General features: G+C 65.8%; 17 protein-coding genes. 3 read left to right on the forward strand and 14 right to left on the reverse strand.

Annotated features, from left to right (window positions below; translation table 11 throughout):
* Positions 1–204 precede the first annotated feature (204 nt).
* The 8 genes from RT688_RS10730 to RT688_RS10765 all read right to left on the reverse strand — a co-directional run bounded on the left by RT688_RS10730 (position 205) and on the right by RT688_RS10765 (position 8,431).
* Positions 205–621 (reverse strand): CopD family protein, encoded by a 417-nt coding sequence (locus tag RT688_RS10730; RefSeq protein ID WP_313704871.1) that lies wholly within the window; start codon positions 619–621, stop codon positions 205–207.
* A gap of 39 nt (positions 622–660) precedes the next feature.
* Complete coding sequence (locus RT688_RS10735; RefSeq protein ID WP_313704872.1) at positions 661–1,926, reverse strand: glutamate-5-semialdehyde dehydrogenase; 1,266 nt, start codon at positions 1,924–1,926, stop codon at positions 661–663.
* 183 nt (positions 1,927–2,109) lie between these two features.
* Complete coding sequence (holA, locus tag RT688_RS10740; RefSeq protein WP_313704873.1) at positions 2,110–3,123, reverse strand: DNA polymerase III subunit delta; 1,014 nt, start codon at positions 3,121–3,123, stop codon at positions 2,110–2,112.
* 21 nt (positions 3,124–3,144) lie between these two features.
* Positions 3,145–3,657 carry an LPS assembly lipoprotein LptE gene (lptE, locus tag RT688_RS10745; RefSeq protein ID WP_313704874.1) on the reverse strand — a complete coding sequence of 171 codons (513 nt, stop codon included), beginning with the start codon at positions 3,655–3,657 and terminating at the stop codon, positions 3,145–3,147.
* Between the two features lie 3 nt (positions 3,658–3,660).
* Positions 3,661–6,303, reverse strand: a complete 2,643-nt coding sequence (gene leuS, locus RT688_RS10750) for a leucine--tRNA ligase (protein ID WP_313704875.1) — start codon at positions 6,301–6,303, stop codon at positions 3,661–3,663.
* 371 nt (positions 6,304–6,674) lie between these two features.
* Positions 6,675–7,001: a barstar family protein gene (locus RT688_RS10755; RefSeq protein WP_313704876.1), complete on the reverse strand. Its 327-nt coding sequence runs from the start codon at positions 6,999–7,001 to the stop codon at positions 6,675–6,677.
* A 1-nt stretch (position 7,002) separates the two neighbouring features.
* Positions 7,003–7,812, reverse strand: a complete 810-nt coding sequence (gene dapB / locus RT688_RS10760) for a 4-hydroxy-tetrahydrodipicolinate reductase (protein ID WP_313704877.1) — start codon at positions 7,810–7,812, stop codon at positions 7,003–7,005.
* Positions 7,813–7,819: 7 nt separating this feature from the next.
* Entirely contained in the window at positions 7,820–8,431 is a 612-nt protein-coding gene (locus tag RT688_RS10765; RefSeq protein WP_313704878.1) for an outer membrane protein assembly factor BamE, read from the reverse strand.
* 79 nt (positions 8,432–8,510) lie between these two features.
* On the opposite strand from RT688_RS10765, the gene fur reads away from it, so the two are divergent.
* The gene (gene fur / locus RT688_RS10770) at positions 8,511–8,945 is read left to right on the forward strand and encodes a ferric iron uptake transcriptional regulator (RefSeq protein WP_313704879.1); all 435 of its coding nucleotides are present in this window, start codon (positions 8,511–8,513) and stop codon (positions 8,943–8,945) included.
* 328 nt (positions 8,946–9,273) lie between these two features.
* Here fur and hrcA read toward each other — a convergent pair whose 3' ends face one another.
* Positions 9,274–10,290, reverse strand: a complete 1,017-nt coding sequence (gene hrcA, locus RT688_RS10775) for a heat-inducible transcriptional repressor HrcA (protein WP_313704880.1) — start codon at positions 10,288–10,290, stop codon at positions 9,274–9,276.
* A gap of 61 nt (positions 10,291–10,351) precedes the next feature.
* Positions 10,352–11,068 carry an HAD family hydrolase gene (locus RT688_RS10780; RefSeq protein WP_313704881.1) on the reverse strand — a complete coding sequence of 239 codons (717 nt, stop codon included), beginning with the start codon at positions 11,066–11,068 and terminating at the stop codon, positions 10,352–10,354.
* 215 nt (positions 11,069–11,283) lie between these two features.
* Between RT688_RS10780 and RT688_RS10785 the strand changes: the two genes are divergently transcribed.
* Together RT688_RS10785 and RT688_RS10790 are read left to right on the forward strand one after the other, a co-directional pair.
* Entirely contained in the window at positions 11,284–11,880 is a 597-nt protein-coding gene (locus tag RT688_RS10785) for a hypothetical protein (RefSeq protein WP_313704882.1), read from the forward strand.
* 23 nt (positions 11,881–11,903) lie between these two features.
* The gene (locus RT688_RS10790; protein ID WP_313704883.1) at positions 11,904–12,584 is read left to right on the forward strand and encodes a hypothetical protein; all 681 of its coding nucleotides are present in this window, start codon (positions 11,904–11,906) and stop codon (positions 12,582–12,584) included.
* A 168-nt stretch (positions 12,585–12,752) separates the two neighbouring features.
* Here the strand turns inward: RT688_RS10790 and RT688_RS10795 are convergent, their stop codons facing one another.
* From RT688_RS10795 to RT688_RS10810, 4 genes are all read right to left on the reverse strand, one after another.
* Positions 12,753–12,944 (reverse strand): hypothetical protein, encoded by a 192-nt coding sequence (locus tag RT688_RS10795; protein WP_313704884.1) that lies wholly within the window; start codon positions 12,942–12,944, stop codon positions 12,753–12,755.
* A gap of 260 nt (positions 12,945–13,204) precedes the next feature.
* Entirely contained in the window at positions 13,205–13,981 is a 777-nt protein-coding gene (gene rsmA / locus RT688_RS10800; protein WP_313704885.1) for a 16S rRNA (adenine(1518)-N(6)/adenine(1519)-N(6))-dimethyltransferase RsmA, read from the reverse strand.
* A gap of 11 nt (positions 13,982–13,992) precedes the next feature.
* Positions 13,993–15,057 carry a 4-hydroxythreonine-4-phosphate dehydrogenase PdxA gene (pdxA, locus tag RT688_RS10805; RefSeq protein ID WP_313704886.1) on the reverse strand — a complete coding sequence of 355 codons (1,065 nt, stop codon included), beginning with the start codon at positions 15,055–15,057 and terminating at the stop codon, positions 13,993–13,995.
* Positions 15,058–15,061: 4 nt separating this feature from the next.
* Positions 15,062–16,480: a peptidylprolyl isomerase gene (locus RT688_RS10810; protein WP_313704887.1), complete on the reverse strand. Its 1,419-nt coding sequence runs from the start codon at positions 16,478–16,480 to the stop codon at positions 15,062–15,064.
* Positions 16,481–16,531: the final 51 nt, after the last annotated feature.

The following is a 16,531-nucleotide window of genomic DNA, read 5'->3' on the forward strand; positions in this document are numbered from 1 at the left end:
TTAATAAAAAATAATGTGGCTGCAAGCGCCGATCGCTTGCAGCCACGTGTTGGTTCGTTGTTTCTTGTACGGCTAACGCTGCTCAGGGGGTGCAAACGGTGGGTACAAGTACCCACCCTACGGCCCGTATCGCATCGTAGGGTGGGTACTTGTACCCACCGTTCAACGCGCGAGCCTGCCGCGCGGATGACCTGCTCGGCAAAATCAGAACGGCTTCACCACCACCAGGATCACGATCAGCAGCAGCAGGATCACCGGCACCTCGTTGAACCAGCGGTACCAGGTATGGCTGCGCTTGTTCACGCCCGCCTCGAATTTCTTGAGCAGCGAGCCGCAGGCGTGATGGTAGCCGATCGTCAGCACCACCAGCGCCAGTTTCGCGTGCAGCCAGCCGCCCTTGATCCCGAAGCCCAGCCACAGCCAGAGACCCAGCAGCAGCGCCGGCACCGCCAGCATCGAGGTGAAGCGGTACAGGCGGCGCGCCATCAGCAAGAGGCGCGCGGTGGCGACGTTGTTGGTTTCCTGGGCCAGGTTCACGAAGATGCGCGGCAGGTAGAACAGGCCGGCGAACCAGGAGGCGATGAAGACGATGTGGAGGGCTTTGATCCAGAGGTAGAGCATGCGGGTCCTTGTGGTTGTTGTTCCGTTAGCTTTGTCTTATCAGGTGCGTACTTCGCCGTGGCCGAACACGACGTACTTCAGCGAGGTCAGCCCCTCGAGCCCGACCGGGCCGCGCGCGTGCAGCTTGTCGTTCGAGATGCCGATCTCGGCGCCCAGGCCGTATTCGAAGCCGTCGGCGAAGCGCGTCGAAGCGTTCGCCATCACGGAGGCCGAATCGACCTCGCGCAGGAAGCGCAGCGCGGCGCTGTAGTCCTCGGTGACGATGGCCTCGGTGTGCTTCGACGAATAGCGCTCGATGTGGTCCATCGCCTCGTCGATGCCGGCCACCACCTTCACGGCCAGCATCGGCGCCAGGTATTCGGTGCTCCAGTCTTCTTCAGTTGCGGCGATGAGATGCGGATAGCCGGCCAGGATCGCGCGCGCCTCCTCGTCGGCGCGCAGCTCGACCTGCTTTTCGCGGTACAGCGCCGCCAGCCGGGGCAGCACGCTTGGCGCGATCGCGCGCGCGACCAGCAGGGTCTCCATCGTGTTGCAGGTGCCGTAGCGGTGGCACTTGGCGTTGAAGGCGATTCGCAATGCCTTCTCGATGTCGGCCTTGTCGTCGATGTAGACGTGGCAGATGCCGTCCAGGTGCTTGATCATCGGGACCGTCGCTTCCTCGATCAGGCGCGCGATCAGGCCCTTGCCGCCGCGCGGCACGATCACGTCGACGTACTGCGGCATGGTGATGAGCGTGCCGACGGCGGCGCGGTCGGTCGTATCGACCACCTGCACCGCATCGACCGGCAGGCCGGCCTCGACCAGGCCCTCGGTGACCAGTTTCGCCAGCGCGCGGTTGCAGTGGATCGCCTCCGAACCGCCGCGCAGGATCGCCGCGTTGCCGCTCTTGATGCACAGGCCGGCGGCGTCGACCGTCACGTTCGGACGGGCTTCATAGATGATGCCGATCACGCCCAGCGGCACGCGCATCTGGCCAACCTGGATGCCGCTTGGGCGCGACTTCATGTTCGAGATTTCACCGATCGGGTCGGGCAGGGTCGCGATCTGGCGCAGGCCGTCGACCATGGTGGCGATCGCGGCGGGCGACAGCGCCAGGCGGTCGAGCAGCGCCGGCGCCAGGCCGGCGGCGCGCGCGGCGTCGAGGTCGCGGCCGTTGGCGGCCGAAAGTATAGCGGCGTCGCGCTCGATGGCGTCGGCGATCAGGAGCAGCGCGCGGTTGCGCGTCGCGCCGTCGGCGCGCGCCATCGCCCGCGACGCGGCCCGGGCATTGCGGCCCAGCGTGTGCATGTAGTCGGTGATGTCCATCGTGTTGGTTCCAGTTAGCGTTATGCGGTGGATAAGCGAGAGATAGTAGGGTGGGCGCCCCGTGCCCACGCGTAAAGCATGCGCCGTGTTGGCGCTTATCGGGCGTCGCGTCTGCTCATCGTTCACGCGTGGGCACGGGGCGCCCACCCTACGTCATATCACCGCCAACGCGCGACGAACGATTTACCGCGCCACCCGCAACGCCAGCTGCAGCATCGCATCCCACGCATCCCCCGCGAACTGCTTCGCGCGCAGGCCCTTGACCATCTTGTCGACCTGCGCCGCATCCTGCAGCGCCGCTTCCAGGGTCGGCAGCGACACGCGCCGCAGCGCCGGCTCCATCATGCGCTCGCGCGGGCCCCAGATCCGGTATTCCTTCATCAGCGCGCCCAGCGGCCTGCCCTGCGCCATCCCCGACTTCAATTTTAGCAGCGTGCGGATTTCTTCACTGACGGCCCACAGCACCAGCGGCAGCGCCTCGCCTTCTCCCTTCAGGCCGTCGAGCATGCGCGCCAGGCGCGCCGCGTCGCCCGACAGCATGGCCTCCGAGAGCTTGAACACGTCGTAGCGCGCCACGTTCAGCACGGCGTCGTGCACCTGCTCGTACGTCAGCTTGCCCGGCTCGTACAGCAGGCCCAGCTTCTGGATTTCCTGGTGCGCCGCCAGCAAATTGCCCTCGACGCGATCGGCGATGAAGTCCAGGCTCTGGCGGTCGGCGCCCTGCCCCTGGCTGGACAGGCGCATGCCGATCCAGCCAGGCAGCTGGGCGCGCTCCACGTTCGGGATCTCGATGTAGACCGCGGCCTGCTGCAAGGCCGCGACCCAGGACGCCTTGGCCGTCTGCCAGTCGAGCTTGGGCAGGGTGATCAAGGTCAGGTTGTCGGGGGACAGGTCCTTGGCATAGGCCTGCAGGGCGGCGCTGCCGTCCTTGCCCGGCTTGCCGCTCGGGATGCGCAGCTCGATCAGCTTCTTGTCGCCGAACAGGGACAGCGCCTGGTTGGCGGCCAGCAGCTCGCCCCACTTGAAGGTGCGCTCGACGGTGAGCACGTCGCGCTCGGTGTGGCCCGCCGCGCGCGCGGCGCGGCGGATCTTGTCGGCCGCTTCCAGCGCCAGCAGGTGCTCGTCGCTGGTGATGACGTACAGCGGCGCCAGGCCTTTCGACAGGTGGCCTTCGAGTGCCTCAGGCCGCAGTTGCATCGTTCAATCCTGCCCCGTCGCTCACGTCTTGATTGCCGCCAGGCGGCGGATGATCTGCTGCACCAGGTCGGACTGCATGTCGCGGTACAGCAGCGCTTCCTCGCCCTCTTTCGCCAGGACCGCCTCTTCGCTGAAGGCCAGGTTGCGGTGCAGCGTGATCTCGGTCGGGCCCAGCAGCAGCTGGCCGTTGGTGTCGCGCACCTGGAACACCAGGGTGTAGCCGAGCAGGTACTCGCGCACCCGGCCCAGGTTGTTCAGCGACAGGATCGCCTTGTTGCGCGCCTCCGAGACCACTTCGAAACGCGCCTGCGCCTCCTCCGGCTTGCCCACGACGCGGACATTGTCGAGCGCGCGCAGGTTGCGCTTGAGCTCATTGCCCAGCGGGGAAGTCTCACCGAAGGCCAGGTAGATGCTCTGGAACGGCATGTTGTACGCGCCGTTCGAGCCGCGCAGCTGGAAGCCGCAGGCGGCCAGGACGGTCGCCAGCAGCAGGGCGCCCAAGGCGCGCGTCATGAGAAGGGAGGAAGCGCGCATGGGTTACACCACGATGTTGATGAGTTTGCCGGGCACGACGATGACCTTCTTCGGCGTGCCTTCCACGAACTTCTGCGCCGCCTCGGAGGCCAGCGCGGCCGCCTCGATCGCCGCCTTGTCGGCATCCTTGCCGACCTTGACCGAGCCGCGCAGCTTGCCGTTCACCTGGATCATCAGCTCGATCTCGGCCTGCTCCAGCGCCTGCGGGTCGACCTGCGGCCACTGCACGTCGAGGATATCGCCGTAGGCCTTGGCGTAGCCGAGTTCCTGCCACAGCGCGTGGGTGATGTGCGGCGCCACCGGGTTCAGCATGCGCAGGAAGATCGACAGGCCTTCGGCGATGACGGCGTCACCGGCCGCGCCTTCGGCCAGCTTGCTCGACTCCAGCGTGTTGAGCATCTTCATGCAGGCCGAGACGACCGTGTTGTACTGGATGCGCTTCAGGTCGTAGTCGGCCTGCTGCAGCAGTTTGTGGACTTCGCGGCGCAGGGTCTTGTGCGCTTCGTCCAACGCACCCTGCTGCTGGCCGGCCAGCGCGGCGGCGATGCGTTCGCGCTGGGCGTAGCCATAGGCCCAGACGCGGCGCAGGAAGCGGCTGGCGCCCTCGACGCCGCTGTCCGACCACTCCAGGGTCTGCTCCGGCGGCGAGGCGAACATGGTGAACAGGCGCGCGGTGTCGGCGCCGTACTGCTCGATCTGGGCCTGCGGATCGATGCCGTTGTTCTTCGACTTCGACATCTTCTCGGTGCCGCCGATGTCGACCGGCTGGCCGTCGCTCTTCAGGGTCGCGCTCTGCGGGCGGCCCTTGTCGTCGAACACCAGCTCGACGTCGGCCGGGTTGAACCAGGTCTTCTTGCCGGATGCGTCTTCGCGATAATAGGTCTCGTTCAGCACCATGCCCTGGGTCAGCAGGTTGACGAACGGCTCGTCAAATTTTACGAGACCGAAGTCGCGCATGACCTTGGTCCAGAAGCGCGCGTACAGCAGGTGCATGACGGCGTGCTCGATGCCGCCGATGTACTGGTCCATCGGCATCCAGTAGTCGTTGCGCGCGTCGACCATGGCGTCGTTCGAGCCCGGCGAGGTATAGCGCATGTAGTACCAGGACGAATCGATGAAGGTGTCCATCGTGTCGGTCTCGCGGCGCGCCGGCTTGCCGCACTTCGGGCAGGAGCAGGCCAGGAACGCTTCGTCCTTGTTCAGCGGGTTGCCGGTGCCGTCCGGGACCAGGTGCTCGGGCAGCACGACCGGCAGGTCGGCTTCCGGCACCGGCACCGCGCCGCAATCGCCGCAGTGGATCATCGGGATCGGGGTGCCCCAGTAGCGCTGGCGCGAGATGCCCCAGTCGCGCAGGCGGAAGGTGACCTTCTTGTCGCCCAGGCCCTGCGCGGCCAGGTCGCCGGCGACGGCGTTGACGGCGGCGGTGTAATCCAGGCCGTCGTACTTGCCGGAGTTGATGGTGCGGCCGTTCTCCTTGTCGCCGTACCACTCCTGCCAGGCCTCGAGCGAGAATTCCTGGCCTTCGACCGCGACCACCTGCTTGATCGGCAGGTCGTATTTTTTCGCGAACGCGAAATCGCGCTCGTCGTGGCCCGGCACGCCCATCACGGCGCCGTCGCCATAGGTGATCAGGACGTAGTTGCCGACCCAGACCGGGACCTGCTCGCCCGACACCGGGTGGGTGACGAACAGGCCGGTCGGCATGCCCTTCTTCTCCATCGTCGCCATGTCGGCTTCGATGACCGAGCCCTTCTTGCACTCGGCGATAAATTCGGCCAGTTCCGGGTTGTTCTTCGCGGCGTGCTGGGCCAGCGGGTGCTCGGCGGCGACGGCGCAGAAGGTCACGCCCATGATGGTGTCGGCGCGGGTGGTGAAGACGTAGAGCTTGCCCTCGTTGATCAGTTCACCGGCTTCGTCCATGATCACGTGCGGGAAGGCGAAACGCACGCCGGTCGACTTGCCGATCCAGTTGGTCTGCATGGTGCGCACGCGCTCCGGCCAGCCCGGCAGCTTGTTGTCGACGAAGTCCAGCAGCTCGTCGGCGTACTCGGTGATGCGCACGTAGTACATCGGGATCTCGCGCTTTTCGATCAGCGCGCCCGAACGCCAGCCGCGGCCGTCCACGACCTGCTCGTTGGCCAGCACGGTCTGGTCGACCGGGTCCCAGTTCACGGTGCCGGTCTTCTGGTAGATGATTCCTTTTTCCAACATCTTCAGGAACATCCACTGGTTCCACTTGTAGTATTCCGGCTTGCAGGCGGTCATTTCGCGCGACCAGTCGATGGCCAGGCCCATCGATTCCATCTGCTTCTTCATGTGCGCGATGTTCGAGTAGGTCCACTCGGCCGGCGGCACGTTGTTCGCCATCGCCGCGTTCTCGGCCGGCATGCCGAAGGCATCCCAGCCCATCGGCATCAGCACGTTGTAGCCGTTCATCCGCAGGTAGCGGTACATCACGTCGTTGATCGTATAGTTGCGCACATGGCCCATGTGCAGCTTGCCGGACGGGTAAGGCAGCATCGAGCAGGCGTAGTACTTGCCCTTCGGGAAACGTGGATCGTTCTCGACGGCTTTATAGGCGTCGATCGACTTCCAGTATGCCTGGGCGGCCTGTTCAACTTCGGCTGGACTATATTTATCTTGCATGATGTTCTGCGGACGAAATTTGGAGGTGGAACGGGACATTATACTGGTTCATCTTGCACTGCGGCGAAGCGCGGCGGGAGCAGCCGGCTCCCGCTAAAGAAGCGGCGAAAACGATGCACAAGCAATATCAAGATGCGCAGTTATCGCGCCGATGCGCGCCATGACGTCGCGTTGATGGTGGGATGGGACAGGCAGGAGGCCGTCGGCGCTCATGGTAGTGGGCGTTGTTGCGGTGCCCGGGGTATGCGGCAGCTGGCGCAGCTGTGGCTGCCCTGTCAGCGGTGGGCGTGATCCGCGTGGGCACAGGTGCCCACCCTACGGGTAACGTTCCGGGCCGTTTGCAGGCAAAAGGCCGGAACGTCGCCGCTTTTCTAGCGCAGCACCAGTTTCAAGGCCGGCTTTTCGCCGTAGTCCTCGTAGCGCTCGTTGATGCCGCCGACACAATAGGCGATTTCCTCGACCAGGTCGGGCAGGCGCTGCTGCAGCGCTTGCCCGTCGGTGATGACGATCTCCAGCACCTCGTTCGGCTTGAGACGCAAGGCCGTCATGTTCTCGTCGTCGCGCAGGTAACTGAGGCAGTCGACCCAGGCGTCGATGGTGTCGGTGTAGGACGCCGGGAAGCCGAAGGCGCGGCGGCTCTCGGCGTGGAAGGCCGCCTCGTCGACGATGGCGGCGCCGTTCAACTGTACGCTGGCCATGTCAGCCCTTCAGGCCCAGCACGTCCTGCATGTCGTACAGGCCGGTTGCCTTGTCGGCGATGAAGCGGGCGCCGCGCAGCGCGCCGTGGGCGTAGGTGACGCGGCTGCTCGATTTATGGGTGATCTCGATGCGCTCGCCGGTGCCGGCGAACAGCACGGTGTGGTCGCCCACGATGTCGCCGCCGCGCACGGTGGCGAAGCCGATGGTCGACGGGTCGCGCTCGCCGGTCACGCCTTCGCGGCCGTAGACGGCGCAGTCCTTCAGGTCACGGCCCAGGGCGTCGGCGATGACTTCGCCCATCTTCAGGGCGGTGCCGGAAGGCGCGTCGACCTTGTGGCGGTGGTGGGCTTCGATGATCTCGATGTCGTAGCCTTCGGCAAAGCTTTTCGCCGCCATTTCCAGCAGTTTCAGGGTGACGTTCACGCCCACGCTCATGTTGGGAGCGAACACCACCGCGGTCTTCTCGGCGGCGGCGCGAATCGCGGCCTTGCCCGCCTCGTCGAAGCCGGTGGTGCCGATCACGATCTTGACGCCGTGCGCGGCGCAGTAGGCCAGGTGCTGCAGCGTGCCTTCCGGACGGGTGAAGTCGATCAGGCAGTCGGCGCCTGCCAGCGCGCGGTCGAGGTCGGACTGGATGATCACGCCGGTGAGCTGGCCCGAGAAGGCGCCGGCATCGGTGCCGATGAAGGGCGAACCGGCGACGTCGAGCGCGCCGGACAGGGTGGCGTCGGGCGAGGCGGCGATCGCCTCGATCAGCATGCGGCCCATGCGCCCGCTGGCGCCGGCGACCGCGATTTTCAGTTGCGTCATGTCAGTCTTACTGGATATTGGTATTGGCCGGTGCGGCATTCGTCACCGGCGCCACCGCCCGGGTCGGCGCATTCTTCGACGGGAACTTGGTCGGGCCGGCGATGCGGTCGATGTACTCGCGCTCGGTCGGCAGGTTGCCGCCATCGAAGCGCTCGACGACGTTGTCCTTGAAGTAGACGGTGACGCGGCTGGTGGTCAGCTCGCCGTTGCCGCGCGCCAGGTAGAAGGGGTAGTCCCAGCGGTCGGCATGGAACATGTCCGCCAGCATCGGGGAGCCGAGGATGAAGCGCACCTGGTCGCGGGTCTGGCCGACCTTCAACTGGTCCAGCATTTCCTGCGAGACGAAATTACCCTGCTGGATGTCCGGGCGGTAGGGCGAGAAGATCCACAGGAATTTCTGCAGCTTGGTCACCCGGGTCGTCTGGGCGCCGGAATTGGCGAGCGCGGCCGCCTTGTCGGCATCGGCTTCCACTGCCGCCGCGTCGGTGCTGACCGGCGCGGCCGGCTTGGTCTGGTTGCGCCAGGATGCGCAGCCGGACAGCAGCAGCGTGCATGCGAGGCCCGCGGCGAGCGCAGCCCGGGCATAGGGACGATGATCTACGGCATGGGTGACGCGCATATGTAACCTCAAAACGTTTAAGCGGGAGCTTCCAAAACGCTATATCATAAAGCACTCCGCCCATCTACGAGTAACAAACATGAGTAACAAACCCACCGACCTGAAGGCGAGCGGCCTGAAGGCAACTTTGCCACGCCTGAAGATCCTGGAAATTTTCCAGAACAGCGAAGTGCGGCACCTGACGGCGGAAGATGTCTACAAAATCCTCCTGGCCGACAACATGGACGTGGGCCTGGCGACGGTCTATCGCGTGCTGACCCAGTTCGAGCAGGCCGGCCTGCTCAACCGCAACCACTTCGAAACCGGCAAGGCCATCTACGAGCTCAACGCCGGCTCGCACCACGACCACCTCGTCTGTCTCGACTGCGGCCACGTCGAAGAGTTCTTCGACGAAGAGATCGAGTCGCGCCAGAACAAGATCGCGGTCGAACGCGGCTTCAAGATCGCCGAGCACGCGCTGGCGATCTACGGCAACTGCGTCAAGACGGCTTGCCCGCATCGCGGCAATAACTGAGCGGAATTCTTCGCTTCAAAGAACAACGGCGCCGCGGCGCCGTTTTTTATTACCGGCATCTGCCGAAGACCCCTGGGGTGGGCGGCTCCACCTGGACGCATGCACATTGGTGGCGTGTATGCCGCCCACGCGTTCGACCGCCGCATGAATTGCGGTAACGCTTGCCAAAGAGCGTGCGAACGACTGCCGGAAGCGCAGTGGCTGAACGACCGGGAGTTGAACGCGTGGGCGGCGCACACGCAGCGTGAACGCCACCGTCGAGGTATAGCCGCCCACCCTACGGGTTACCTTGCCCACGCAGGCGGCATGTGCACGTCCCGTGCGTGGATTACGAATGGCTCAGCGCGTTCGACAGCAGCTTGGCCGTGATGTCGACGATCGGGATCACGCGCTCGTAGGCCATGCGCGTGGGGCCGATCACGCCCAGGGTGCCGACGATCCTGCCGTTCACCTCGTAGGGGGCGGTGACCACGCTCATTTCGTCCATCGGCACCAGGTTCGATTCGCCGCCGATGAAGATCTGCACGCCGCCGGCGCGGCTGGAAACGTCGAGCAGCTGCATCAGGCCGGTCTTCTGCTCGAACATCTCGAACAGCTGGCGCAGCGAACTCATGTTCGACGACAGATCCGATACCGACAGCAGGTTGCGTTCGCCGGCGATGACCATGTCCTCGCCTTCGGCCATCGCTTCGCTGCCGGCCTCGACCGCGACCGTCATCAGGCCGCCGATGTCGTCGCGCAGCTGGCGCAGTTCGCCGGCCAGGCGCGCGCGCACCTCGTCGAACGAGAGGCCGGCAAAGTTCTGGTTCAGGTAGTTGGCCGACTGCACCAGCTGGGCCGGCGTGTAGTCGACGTCGGTGTGCAGCAGGCGATTCTGCACGTCGCCGCGCGGATCGACGATGACGAGCAGGATGCGGCGCTCGGACAGGCGCAGGAATTCGATCTGCTGGAACACCGATTCGCGCCGCGGGCTCTGCACCACGCCGGCGAACTGGGTGAGCGACGAGAGCATCTGCGCCGCGTTGGCGATGATCTTTTGCGGCTGCTGGGCCGCCAGGCGCATGCGCTCGGCGTCGACGCCCTGCTCGTTCAGGTGCTGCACGGTCAGCAGGGTATCGACGAACAGGCGGTAGCCGCGCGGCGTGGGCACGCGGCCGGCCGAGGTATGGGGACTGGCGACGTAGCCCATCTCCTCGAGGTCGGCCATGATGTTGCGGATCGTGGCCGGCGACAGGTCCAGGCCCGAAATCTTCGACAGCGCGCGCGACCCGACCGGCTGGCCATCGGCGATGTAGCGCTCGACCAGGGCTTTCAGCAGGGTTTGGGCACGGGTATCAAGTTGCATGGAGGGAGAAGCGGAAAATGGTTCCGCTCCTATTATGCACCTTAGTCCGGCGCCTGTGCAGTCAGCCGTGCTCTTGCCTGAGCCAGGCCAGCAGTTCGTCGAAATCGGCGACGATGGCGTCCGGCTGCACGCCCTCCTCCAGGTGGCGCCGGCTGGCGGTGCGGTTCATCCACACGGCGCGCAGCCCGGCGCGCTGGGCGCCCTGCACATCGAGGATGAGGTCGTCGCCGACGTAGACCGCATCGCTCGGCGCCACGCCCAGGGCCGCGCAGCCGGCGTGGAAGATCGCCGGATCCGGCTTGGCGCGGCCGAAGCGCGGCGCCGCCACCGAGGCCTCGAAATGGTGGGCCAGGCCGATGGTCTGCAGGTCGGCATTGCCGTTGGTGACCGAACCGATCAGGACCTTGCCCTTCAGGCGCAACAGGCCCGGCAGCACGTCGTCGTAGGGAACCACGGCGTTGCGCGCGGCGAAGAATTCGGTCATCGCCAGCTCCACCTTGGACAAGTCCTCGCCGACCTGCTCGAAGGCGGCCTCCAGCCCGGCGCGGCGCAGCGCGCCCAGGTCGAGCTGGAACTCGGGACGCCGCGCCAGCAGTTCCAGGCGCGCCTGGCGCAGGCTGTCGATGGTAAAACGCTCGGCCACGCGCGGCGCGTTCTCGGCGAGCCAGGCGAACAGGATCTGCTCGGCCTGCAGGATCACGGGGGCGATCGGCCACAGGGTATCGTCGAGGTCGAACAGGACGGCTCGGGGCCAGGGGCAGCGGGGCGTGGTCGTCATCGGGTGGCATGCTGAAGAGGGCGAACAAGCATAGCGAGGCGCGCGGCGAAATGCAAACGCACGCCAGGGCGCGCCCTTGCCGTTACACCGTGATACAAACGACGATGAGCCCGGCCCTTGTCAAATGCTCTAAAATGATGGGCAAAACTCAAGCATTCGACGCGGCACGGACGCCGTAGCGCGTCTTGTCCAGTTCCCTTTTATTTGGAGAAATTATGATGCGTTCCCCCCTGCGTGCCAGCCTGGCGCTGGCATGCGCGCTGAGCCTGTCCGCCTGCGGCGGCGGTGACGGCGAGTTCTACCTGGGCGGTTACGTCCAAGGCATCAACAAGGGCCCGTTGGTGTTGAAAAATGAAAACAATGGCGCCACGGTGACGATCACCAGGCCCGGCGAGTTCTACTTCCCGGAACTGGTCGAGGCGGATTCCAGCTACAACGTGGTCGTCCAGTCCGTGCCCGACAACATCGCCAGCATCGACAAGTGCGTGGTTACCCAGGGCAATGGCAAGGCCACATTCAACATCAACACGGTCCTGGTCAACTGCACCATCAACACCCACCAGTTGTCGGGCAGCATTACCGGCCTGGGCAATGCAAGCGGACTGGAACTGGTCAACGGCGCCGATCGCGTCGCCGTGCCTGCCGGCGCGACCACCTTCACCATGGCCAATGTGCCCGAGGATTCGCCCTATGGCGTCACTGTCCTGAACCAGCCGGCCGGCCGCAGCTGCACGGTCGTCAATGGCGTGGGCACCATGCTGAAGGCCGACATCTCGAACGTTCAGGTCAACTGCGCCCCGACCGCGCCTTGAGCCGACGCATCTTGGAGAATACCTTGAAGAAAACGATTTTTGCCCGCACGGCGGCCGCGCTGGCCCTGGCGGCCGCGCTCGCCGCCTGCGGCGGCGGCAGCTCCAACTTCACCATTGGAGGCACTGTCTACAACCTGCAGACCGGCAGCAAGTTGGTGTTGACCACCAACGGCATGGAAGTGACGGTCGAGCAGAAGCAGCCGAAAGATGCGAATGGGAATCTCCCTCCCGTGGCTTACGCCTTCCCGAGCCAGCTCGAATACGGCGAAGTCTACAACGTGCTGCCGAAGCAGATCGGCACGTACAGCGACGGCAGCCCGAAGTACCAGATGCCTGAGCACCAGGATTGCAGCCCGGCGTCCAGCGGCCGTATCAGCGACACCGCCGGGCGCCTGTCCGAAATCCGTGCGGATTACCAGTGCAACCTCGTCAGCCGCAGCATCGGCGGCGTCGTCAAGGGCCTGACTACCGGCAGCGTCACCCTGCTCAACGGCACCGCCGGCGGCAGCGTCAAGATCTTCGCTCCGGCCACGCCAGGCGATGTCAACTTCACCTTCGGCCCACTGGTGACCTACGGCATGACCTATGGCGTTACGGTCCTGGAACAGGACAAGGTCAGCTGCACGGTCAGCAACGGTGCGGGCACGATGGGCGACGACAGCATTACGAATATCGTCGTCAACTGCGTCGCCAATCCGACCTGATGGAGACATTTGCTGCGCTTATGACGATCATTCCAAAAGAAAATTGGATTTATATGCTGTAGCGCAGCATAATCCTACCTGTCTCCTCCAACTCTCCTCAGAAAAGAATTGGATTTAAGCCCACCCGCAACGGTGGGCTTTTTTTTCGCCCGTCGCCGGCACGCCGGCTCAGCCGAGCTTGGTGACCGGGGCCAGGCGCTTGCCGACGACCTTCACCACCGCCATTTTTTCGGTGCCGATCGTCACCATCGAGGCGGCGCGGACCTCGGCCTTGTAGCTCTCGGCGCTGGCGTAGGTGCTGACGCCGACGAGCAGGGCGGCGACGACGAAGATGGCTTCCATGTGCTTGAGGACGTTCATTTTGCTACTCCCTTCGGTTGGCTGGTGGGGCCCTTCGCTGTGCGTTCGGGCTGTCGATGGGAGTACTTTAGCAAGCCCCTATGTCCCCTTCCATCGGCCTGCGACGAACTGCAAAAAGGGGGCGCCGAAGCGCGCCATGTGGCGATGTACCGCGTTTGTGCGGCGCCGCAAGCGAACTGATGAGGGGAAATCCGGGGCCGGATGGCGGGCCGCCCTGTTGGCGGCCCGGAAGGGGCGGCAAAGGAGGCCGCCGGGGTGCTTCAGACGGGTTTGAGGATGTTCGCCAGCGCCACGTACTGCTCGAGGCCGACCGCTTCCGGGCGGGCGCCCGGGTCGATGCCGGCATCGATCAGCTGCTGCTCGGTGAACATGCCAGCCACGCAATTGCGGATCACCTTGCGGCGCTGGGAAAAGGCCTTCTGCACCACCGCTTCCAGGGTCGGGCCGTCGGCCGGGAGCTTCCTGCGGGTCGGCACCATGCGCACGATCGCCGAATCGACCTGCGGCGGCGGATCGAAGGCGGTGGGCGGCACGACGAACAGCATTGCCATATCGTAGCGCCATTGCAGCATCACCGACAGGCGGCTGTAGGCCTTGGTGCCGGGCTCGGCCACCATGCGCTCGACCACTTCCTTCTGCAGCATGAAGTGCTGGTCCTCGACCAGGTGGGCAAACTCGGCCAGGTGGAACAAGAGCGGGCTGGAGATGTTGTACGGCAGGTTGCCGACCACGCGCAGCTTCTGCCCTTCCGGCACCGGGATCGAACCGAAGTCGAACTTCAGGGCGTCGCCGGCGTGGATGGTCAGTTTTTCGCGCGGATAGGCTTTCTCGAGACGCGCCACCAGGTCGCGGTCGAGCTCGACCACGTGCATGTGGTCCAGTTCCTTCAGCAGCAACGCCGTCATCGCCGCCAGGCCCGGGCCGATCTCGACCATGGCCTGGCCGCGGCGCGGGCCGATCGCGTCGATGATGTTGTTCAGGACATGGTCGTCGGTCAGGAAGTTCTGGCCGAAACGCTTGCGTGCTACGTGTTTCATTGGGACTTTCGTTAAATGGGGTTGGCGCCGCCGGCGCCCTTGCTGGCCGCCACCATGAGCATGGCGGCGCGGATCGCCTCTTCCATGCTGCCGCAGTCGGCGTGGCCGAGGCCTTGCGCCGCCAGGTCGAGCGCGGTGCCGTGGTCGACCGAGGTGCGGATCAGGGGCAGGCCGAGCGTGACGTTGATGCCGCGCCCGAAGGTGGCGTGCTTGAGCACGGGCAGGCCCTGGTCGTGGTACATCGCCAGCACGCAGTCGGCATCGCGCAGGTACTTCGGCTGGAACAGGGTGTCGGCCGGGTACGGGCCGCGCGCGTCGATGCCGCGCGCGCGCGCCGCCGCCAGGCTTGGCTCGATGACGTCGATTTCCTCGCGCCCCAGGTAGCCGTTCTCGCCGGCGTGCGGGTTCAGGCCGGTGACCAGGATGCGCGGCGCGGCGATGCCGAACTTGGCGCGCAGGTCAGCGTGCAGGATGTCGAGCACCTGCCCCAGGCCGTCCGCCGTGATCGCGGCGGGTACGTCCTTGAGCGGCAGGTGGGTGGTGGCCAACGCCACGCGCAGGTAGGGCTGGTCGTTCACAGGCTGGCCCGCCAGCATCATGACCACGCGCGCGGTGCCGGTCTTTTCGGCCAGGTATTCGGTATGGCCGGAAAACGCGATCCCGGCCTGGTTGATGGTGCTCTTTTGCAGCGGCGCGGTGACGATGGCGTCGAACCAGCCCGCCTGCACGCCCTCGACCGCCAGGTCGAGCGTGGCCAGCACCGCGCGGCCGTTGTCGGCATCGAGGGTGCCGGGCACGACGTGGGCCGCGAGCGGCACGTCGACCACGGCGATGCGGTCCTTGCCGAAATGCGGCAGGCCGCCGTTGCGCAATGCCTGGACCGACAGCGCGGACAGCCGGATCGACGGGTCGACCAGGCTGGCGGTCAGCGCCAGGAAGGCGGCGTCGCCGACCAGCACGCAATTGGCCGCCTCGCGCAGCGCCCAGGCCGCGCGGATCGAGATCTCCGGGCCGATGCCGGCCGGCTCGCCGACCGTGAGCGCCAGGGTCGGGCGCACTGCCTGCGGCGCGGCCATGGGCTTACTGCTCCTCGCGATACTCGACGTAGGCGCGGTCGCGCACCTGGCGCGACCAGTCCTCGAAGGCTTCGCCCAGCTTACGCTCGCGGATGATGGCGCGCGCGCGGTTGCGTTCCTTCTGCTGGGTGACGTCTTCGCTCTTGCGTTCCAGGACCTGGATCAGGTGGAAGCCGAACGGGGTCTGGACCACGCCCGACAGCTCGCCCGGCTTCATGGCCGCCATCGCCGCCTCGAACTCCGGCATCACGTCGCCCGGATACAGCCAGCCCAGGTCGCCGCCCTTGGTGGACGAACTGTTGTCCTGCGAGTTCTGGCGCGCCAGGTCCTCGAAGGTGGCGGCCTTGCTCTCGATCTTGGCTTTCATTTCTTCCAGCCGGCGCTTGACCTCGTCGGCCGACATGGTCGGCGTCGCCCGCATCATGATGTGGCGCGCGCGGGTCTGCTCGATCACGTTCTGCTCCGGCGTGCTGTTCGCCAGGCTGCGCTTGTCGTTCAGCTTCAGGATGTAGAAGCCGATGTTGGTCTTGATGATCGGCGTGACCTGGCCCGGGCTGAGTTTACGCAGCGCGTTGGCGAACACCGGCGGCAGGCGGTCCGCCTCGCGCCAGCCGACCGCGCCGCCCTTCAGGGCGTCGGCGGCGTCGGAATAGGTGGCGGCGACCTTGGCGAAATCGGCGCCGGTACGCAACTGGCGCATCACCTCGTCGGCGCGGGCGCTGCGGGCGGCGATCTGCTCGGGCGTGGCGTTGGCCGGAATGCCGACCAGGATCTGGGCGATGTCGACCTCGATGCGGTCGGCGGCGGCGGCCTTCTCGGCGGCCAGGAAGGTGTCGACCTCGGCGTCCGAGACCTGGATCTTGCTGTCGACCTCGTGCTCGCGCAGGCGCTGCATCATGATCTCGTTGCGGATCTCTTCGCGGAAGGCGGCGAAGGCCATGCCCTCCTTTTCCATCTGGTTGCGCATTTCCTGGACCGACATCTTCTGGTCCTGGGCGATACGGCCGATGGCGGCGTCGAGCATGCGGTCGTCGACGCGCACGCCCATTTCCTTGGCCAGCTGGACCTGGGCGCGCTCGACGATCATGGCCTCGATCACCTGGCGCTCCAGGTCTTCCTGCGGCGGCAGCTGGGTGTTCTGGGCGCGCAGGCGCTGGACGATCTGCGCCACGCGGTTGCGCACTTCGTTACGGGTGATGACCTCGTCGTTGACGACGACGCGGACGGCGTCGACGACCTTGGCGCTGCTCGAGGCCGGCGGCAGGAAGCCGCTGCCAGGGTTGGCCGGGGCGCCGCCGGTTGCCGGGGTGGCATTGGCGGGAGTACCGGCCGCCGGAGCGGCCTGGCCGAACGCGGTGCCGGCCGTGAGCGCGCACAGCAGCGCCGCTGCGAGCTGGAGGTGATGCAAACGGGTAGTACGCATAATCTGGGAAGCACTCATTCAGGTCAAAAAAACATCCATGGTCCCGGTCGA

Origin of the sequence: Massilia sp., assembly GCF_032106685.1 — a bacterium.
Taxonomy (GTDB): domain Bacteria; phylum Pseudomonadota; class Gammaproteobacteria; order Burkholderiales; family Burkholderiaceae_D; genus Telluria.

Excerpts from the sequence above, each read along its gene's own strand:
- RT688_RS10780 (WP_313704881.1), bottom strand. The coding sequence starts at position 11,068 with ATGACGACCACGCCCCGCTGCCCCTGGCCCCGAGCCGTCCTGTTCGAC.
- RT688_RS10810 (WP_313704887.1), bottom strand. The coding sequence starts at position 16,480 with ATGCGTACTACCCGTTTGCATCACCTCCAGCTCGCAGCGGCGCTGCTG.
- holA (WP_313704873.1), bottom strand. The coding sequence starts at position 3,123 with ATGCAACTGCGGCCTGAGGCACTCGAAGGCCACCTGTCGAAAGGCCTG.
- rsmA (WP_313704885.1), bottom strand. The coding sequence starts at position 13,981 with ATGAAACACGTAGCACGCAAGCGTTTCGGCCAGAACTTCCTGACCGAC.
- RT688_RS10735 (WP_313704872.1), bottom strand. The coding sequence starts at position 1,926 with ATGGACATCACCGACTACATGCACACGCTGGGCCGCAATGCCCGGGCC.
- RT688_RS10730 (WP_313704871.1), bottom strand. The coding sequence starts at position 621 with ATGCTCTACCTCTGGATCAAAGCCCTCCACATCGTCTTCATCGCCTCC.
- lptE (WP_313704874.1), bottom strand. The coding sequence starts at position 3,657 with ATGCGCGCTTCCTCCCTTCTCATGACGCGCGCCTTGGGCGCCCTGCTG.
- fur (WP_313704879.1), top strand. The coding sequence starts at position 8,511 with ATGAGTAACAAACCCACCGACCTGAAGGCGAGCGGCCTGAAGGCAACT.
- RT688_RS10795 (WP_313704884.1), bottom strand. The coding sequence starts at position 12,944 with ATGAACGTCCTCAAGCACATGGAAGCCATCTTCGTCGTCGCCGCCCTG.
- hrcA (WP_313704880.1), bottom strand. The coding sequence starts at position 10,290 with ATGCAACTTGATACCCGTGCCCAAACCCTGCTGAAAGCCCTGGTCGAG.
- pdxA (WP_313704886.1), bottom strand. The coding sequence starts at position 15,057 with ATGGCCGCGCCGCAGGCAGTGCGCCCGACCCTGGCGCTCACGGTCGGC.
- RT688_RS10755 (WP_313704876.1), bottom strand. The coding sequence starts at position 7,001 with ATGGCCAGCGTACAGTTGAACGGCGCCGCCATCGTCGACGAGGCGGCC.
- RT688_RS10765 (WP_313704878.1), bottom strand. The coding sequence starts at position 8,431 with ATGCGCGTCACCCATGCCGTAGATCATCGTCCCTATGCCCGGGCTGCG.
- leuS (WP_313704875.1), bottom strand. The coding sequence starts at position 6,303 with ATGCAAGATAAATATAGTCCAGCCGAAGTTGAACAGGCCGCCCAGGCA.
- dapB (WP_313704877.1), bottom strand. The coding sequence starts at position 7,812 with ATGACGCAACTGAAAATCGCGGTCGCCGGCGCCAGCGGGCGCATGGGC.
- RT688_RS10785 (WP_313704882.1), top strand. The coding sequence starts at position 11,284 with ATGATGCGTTCCCCCCTGCGTGCCAGCCTGGCGCTGGCATGCGCGCTG.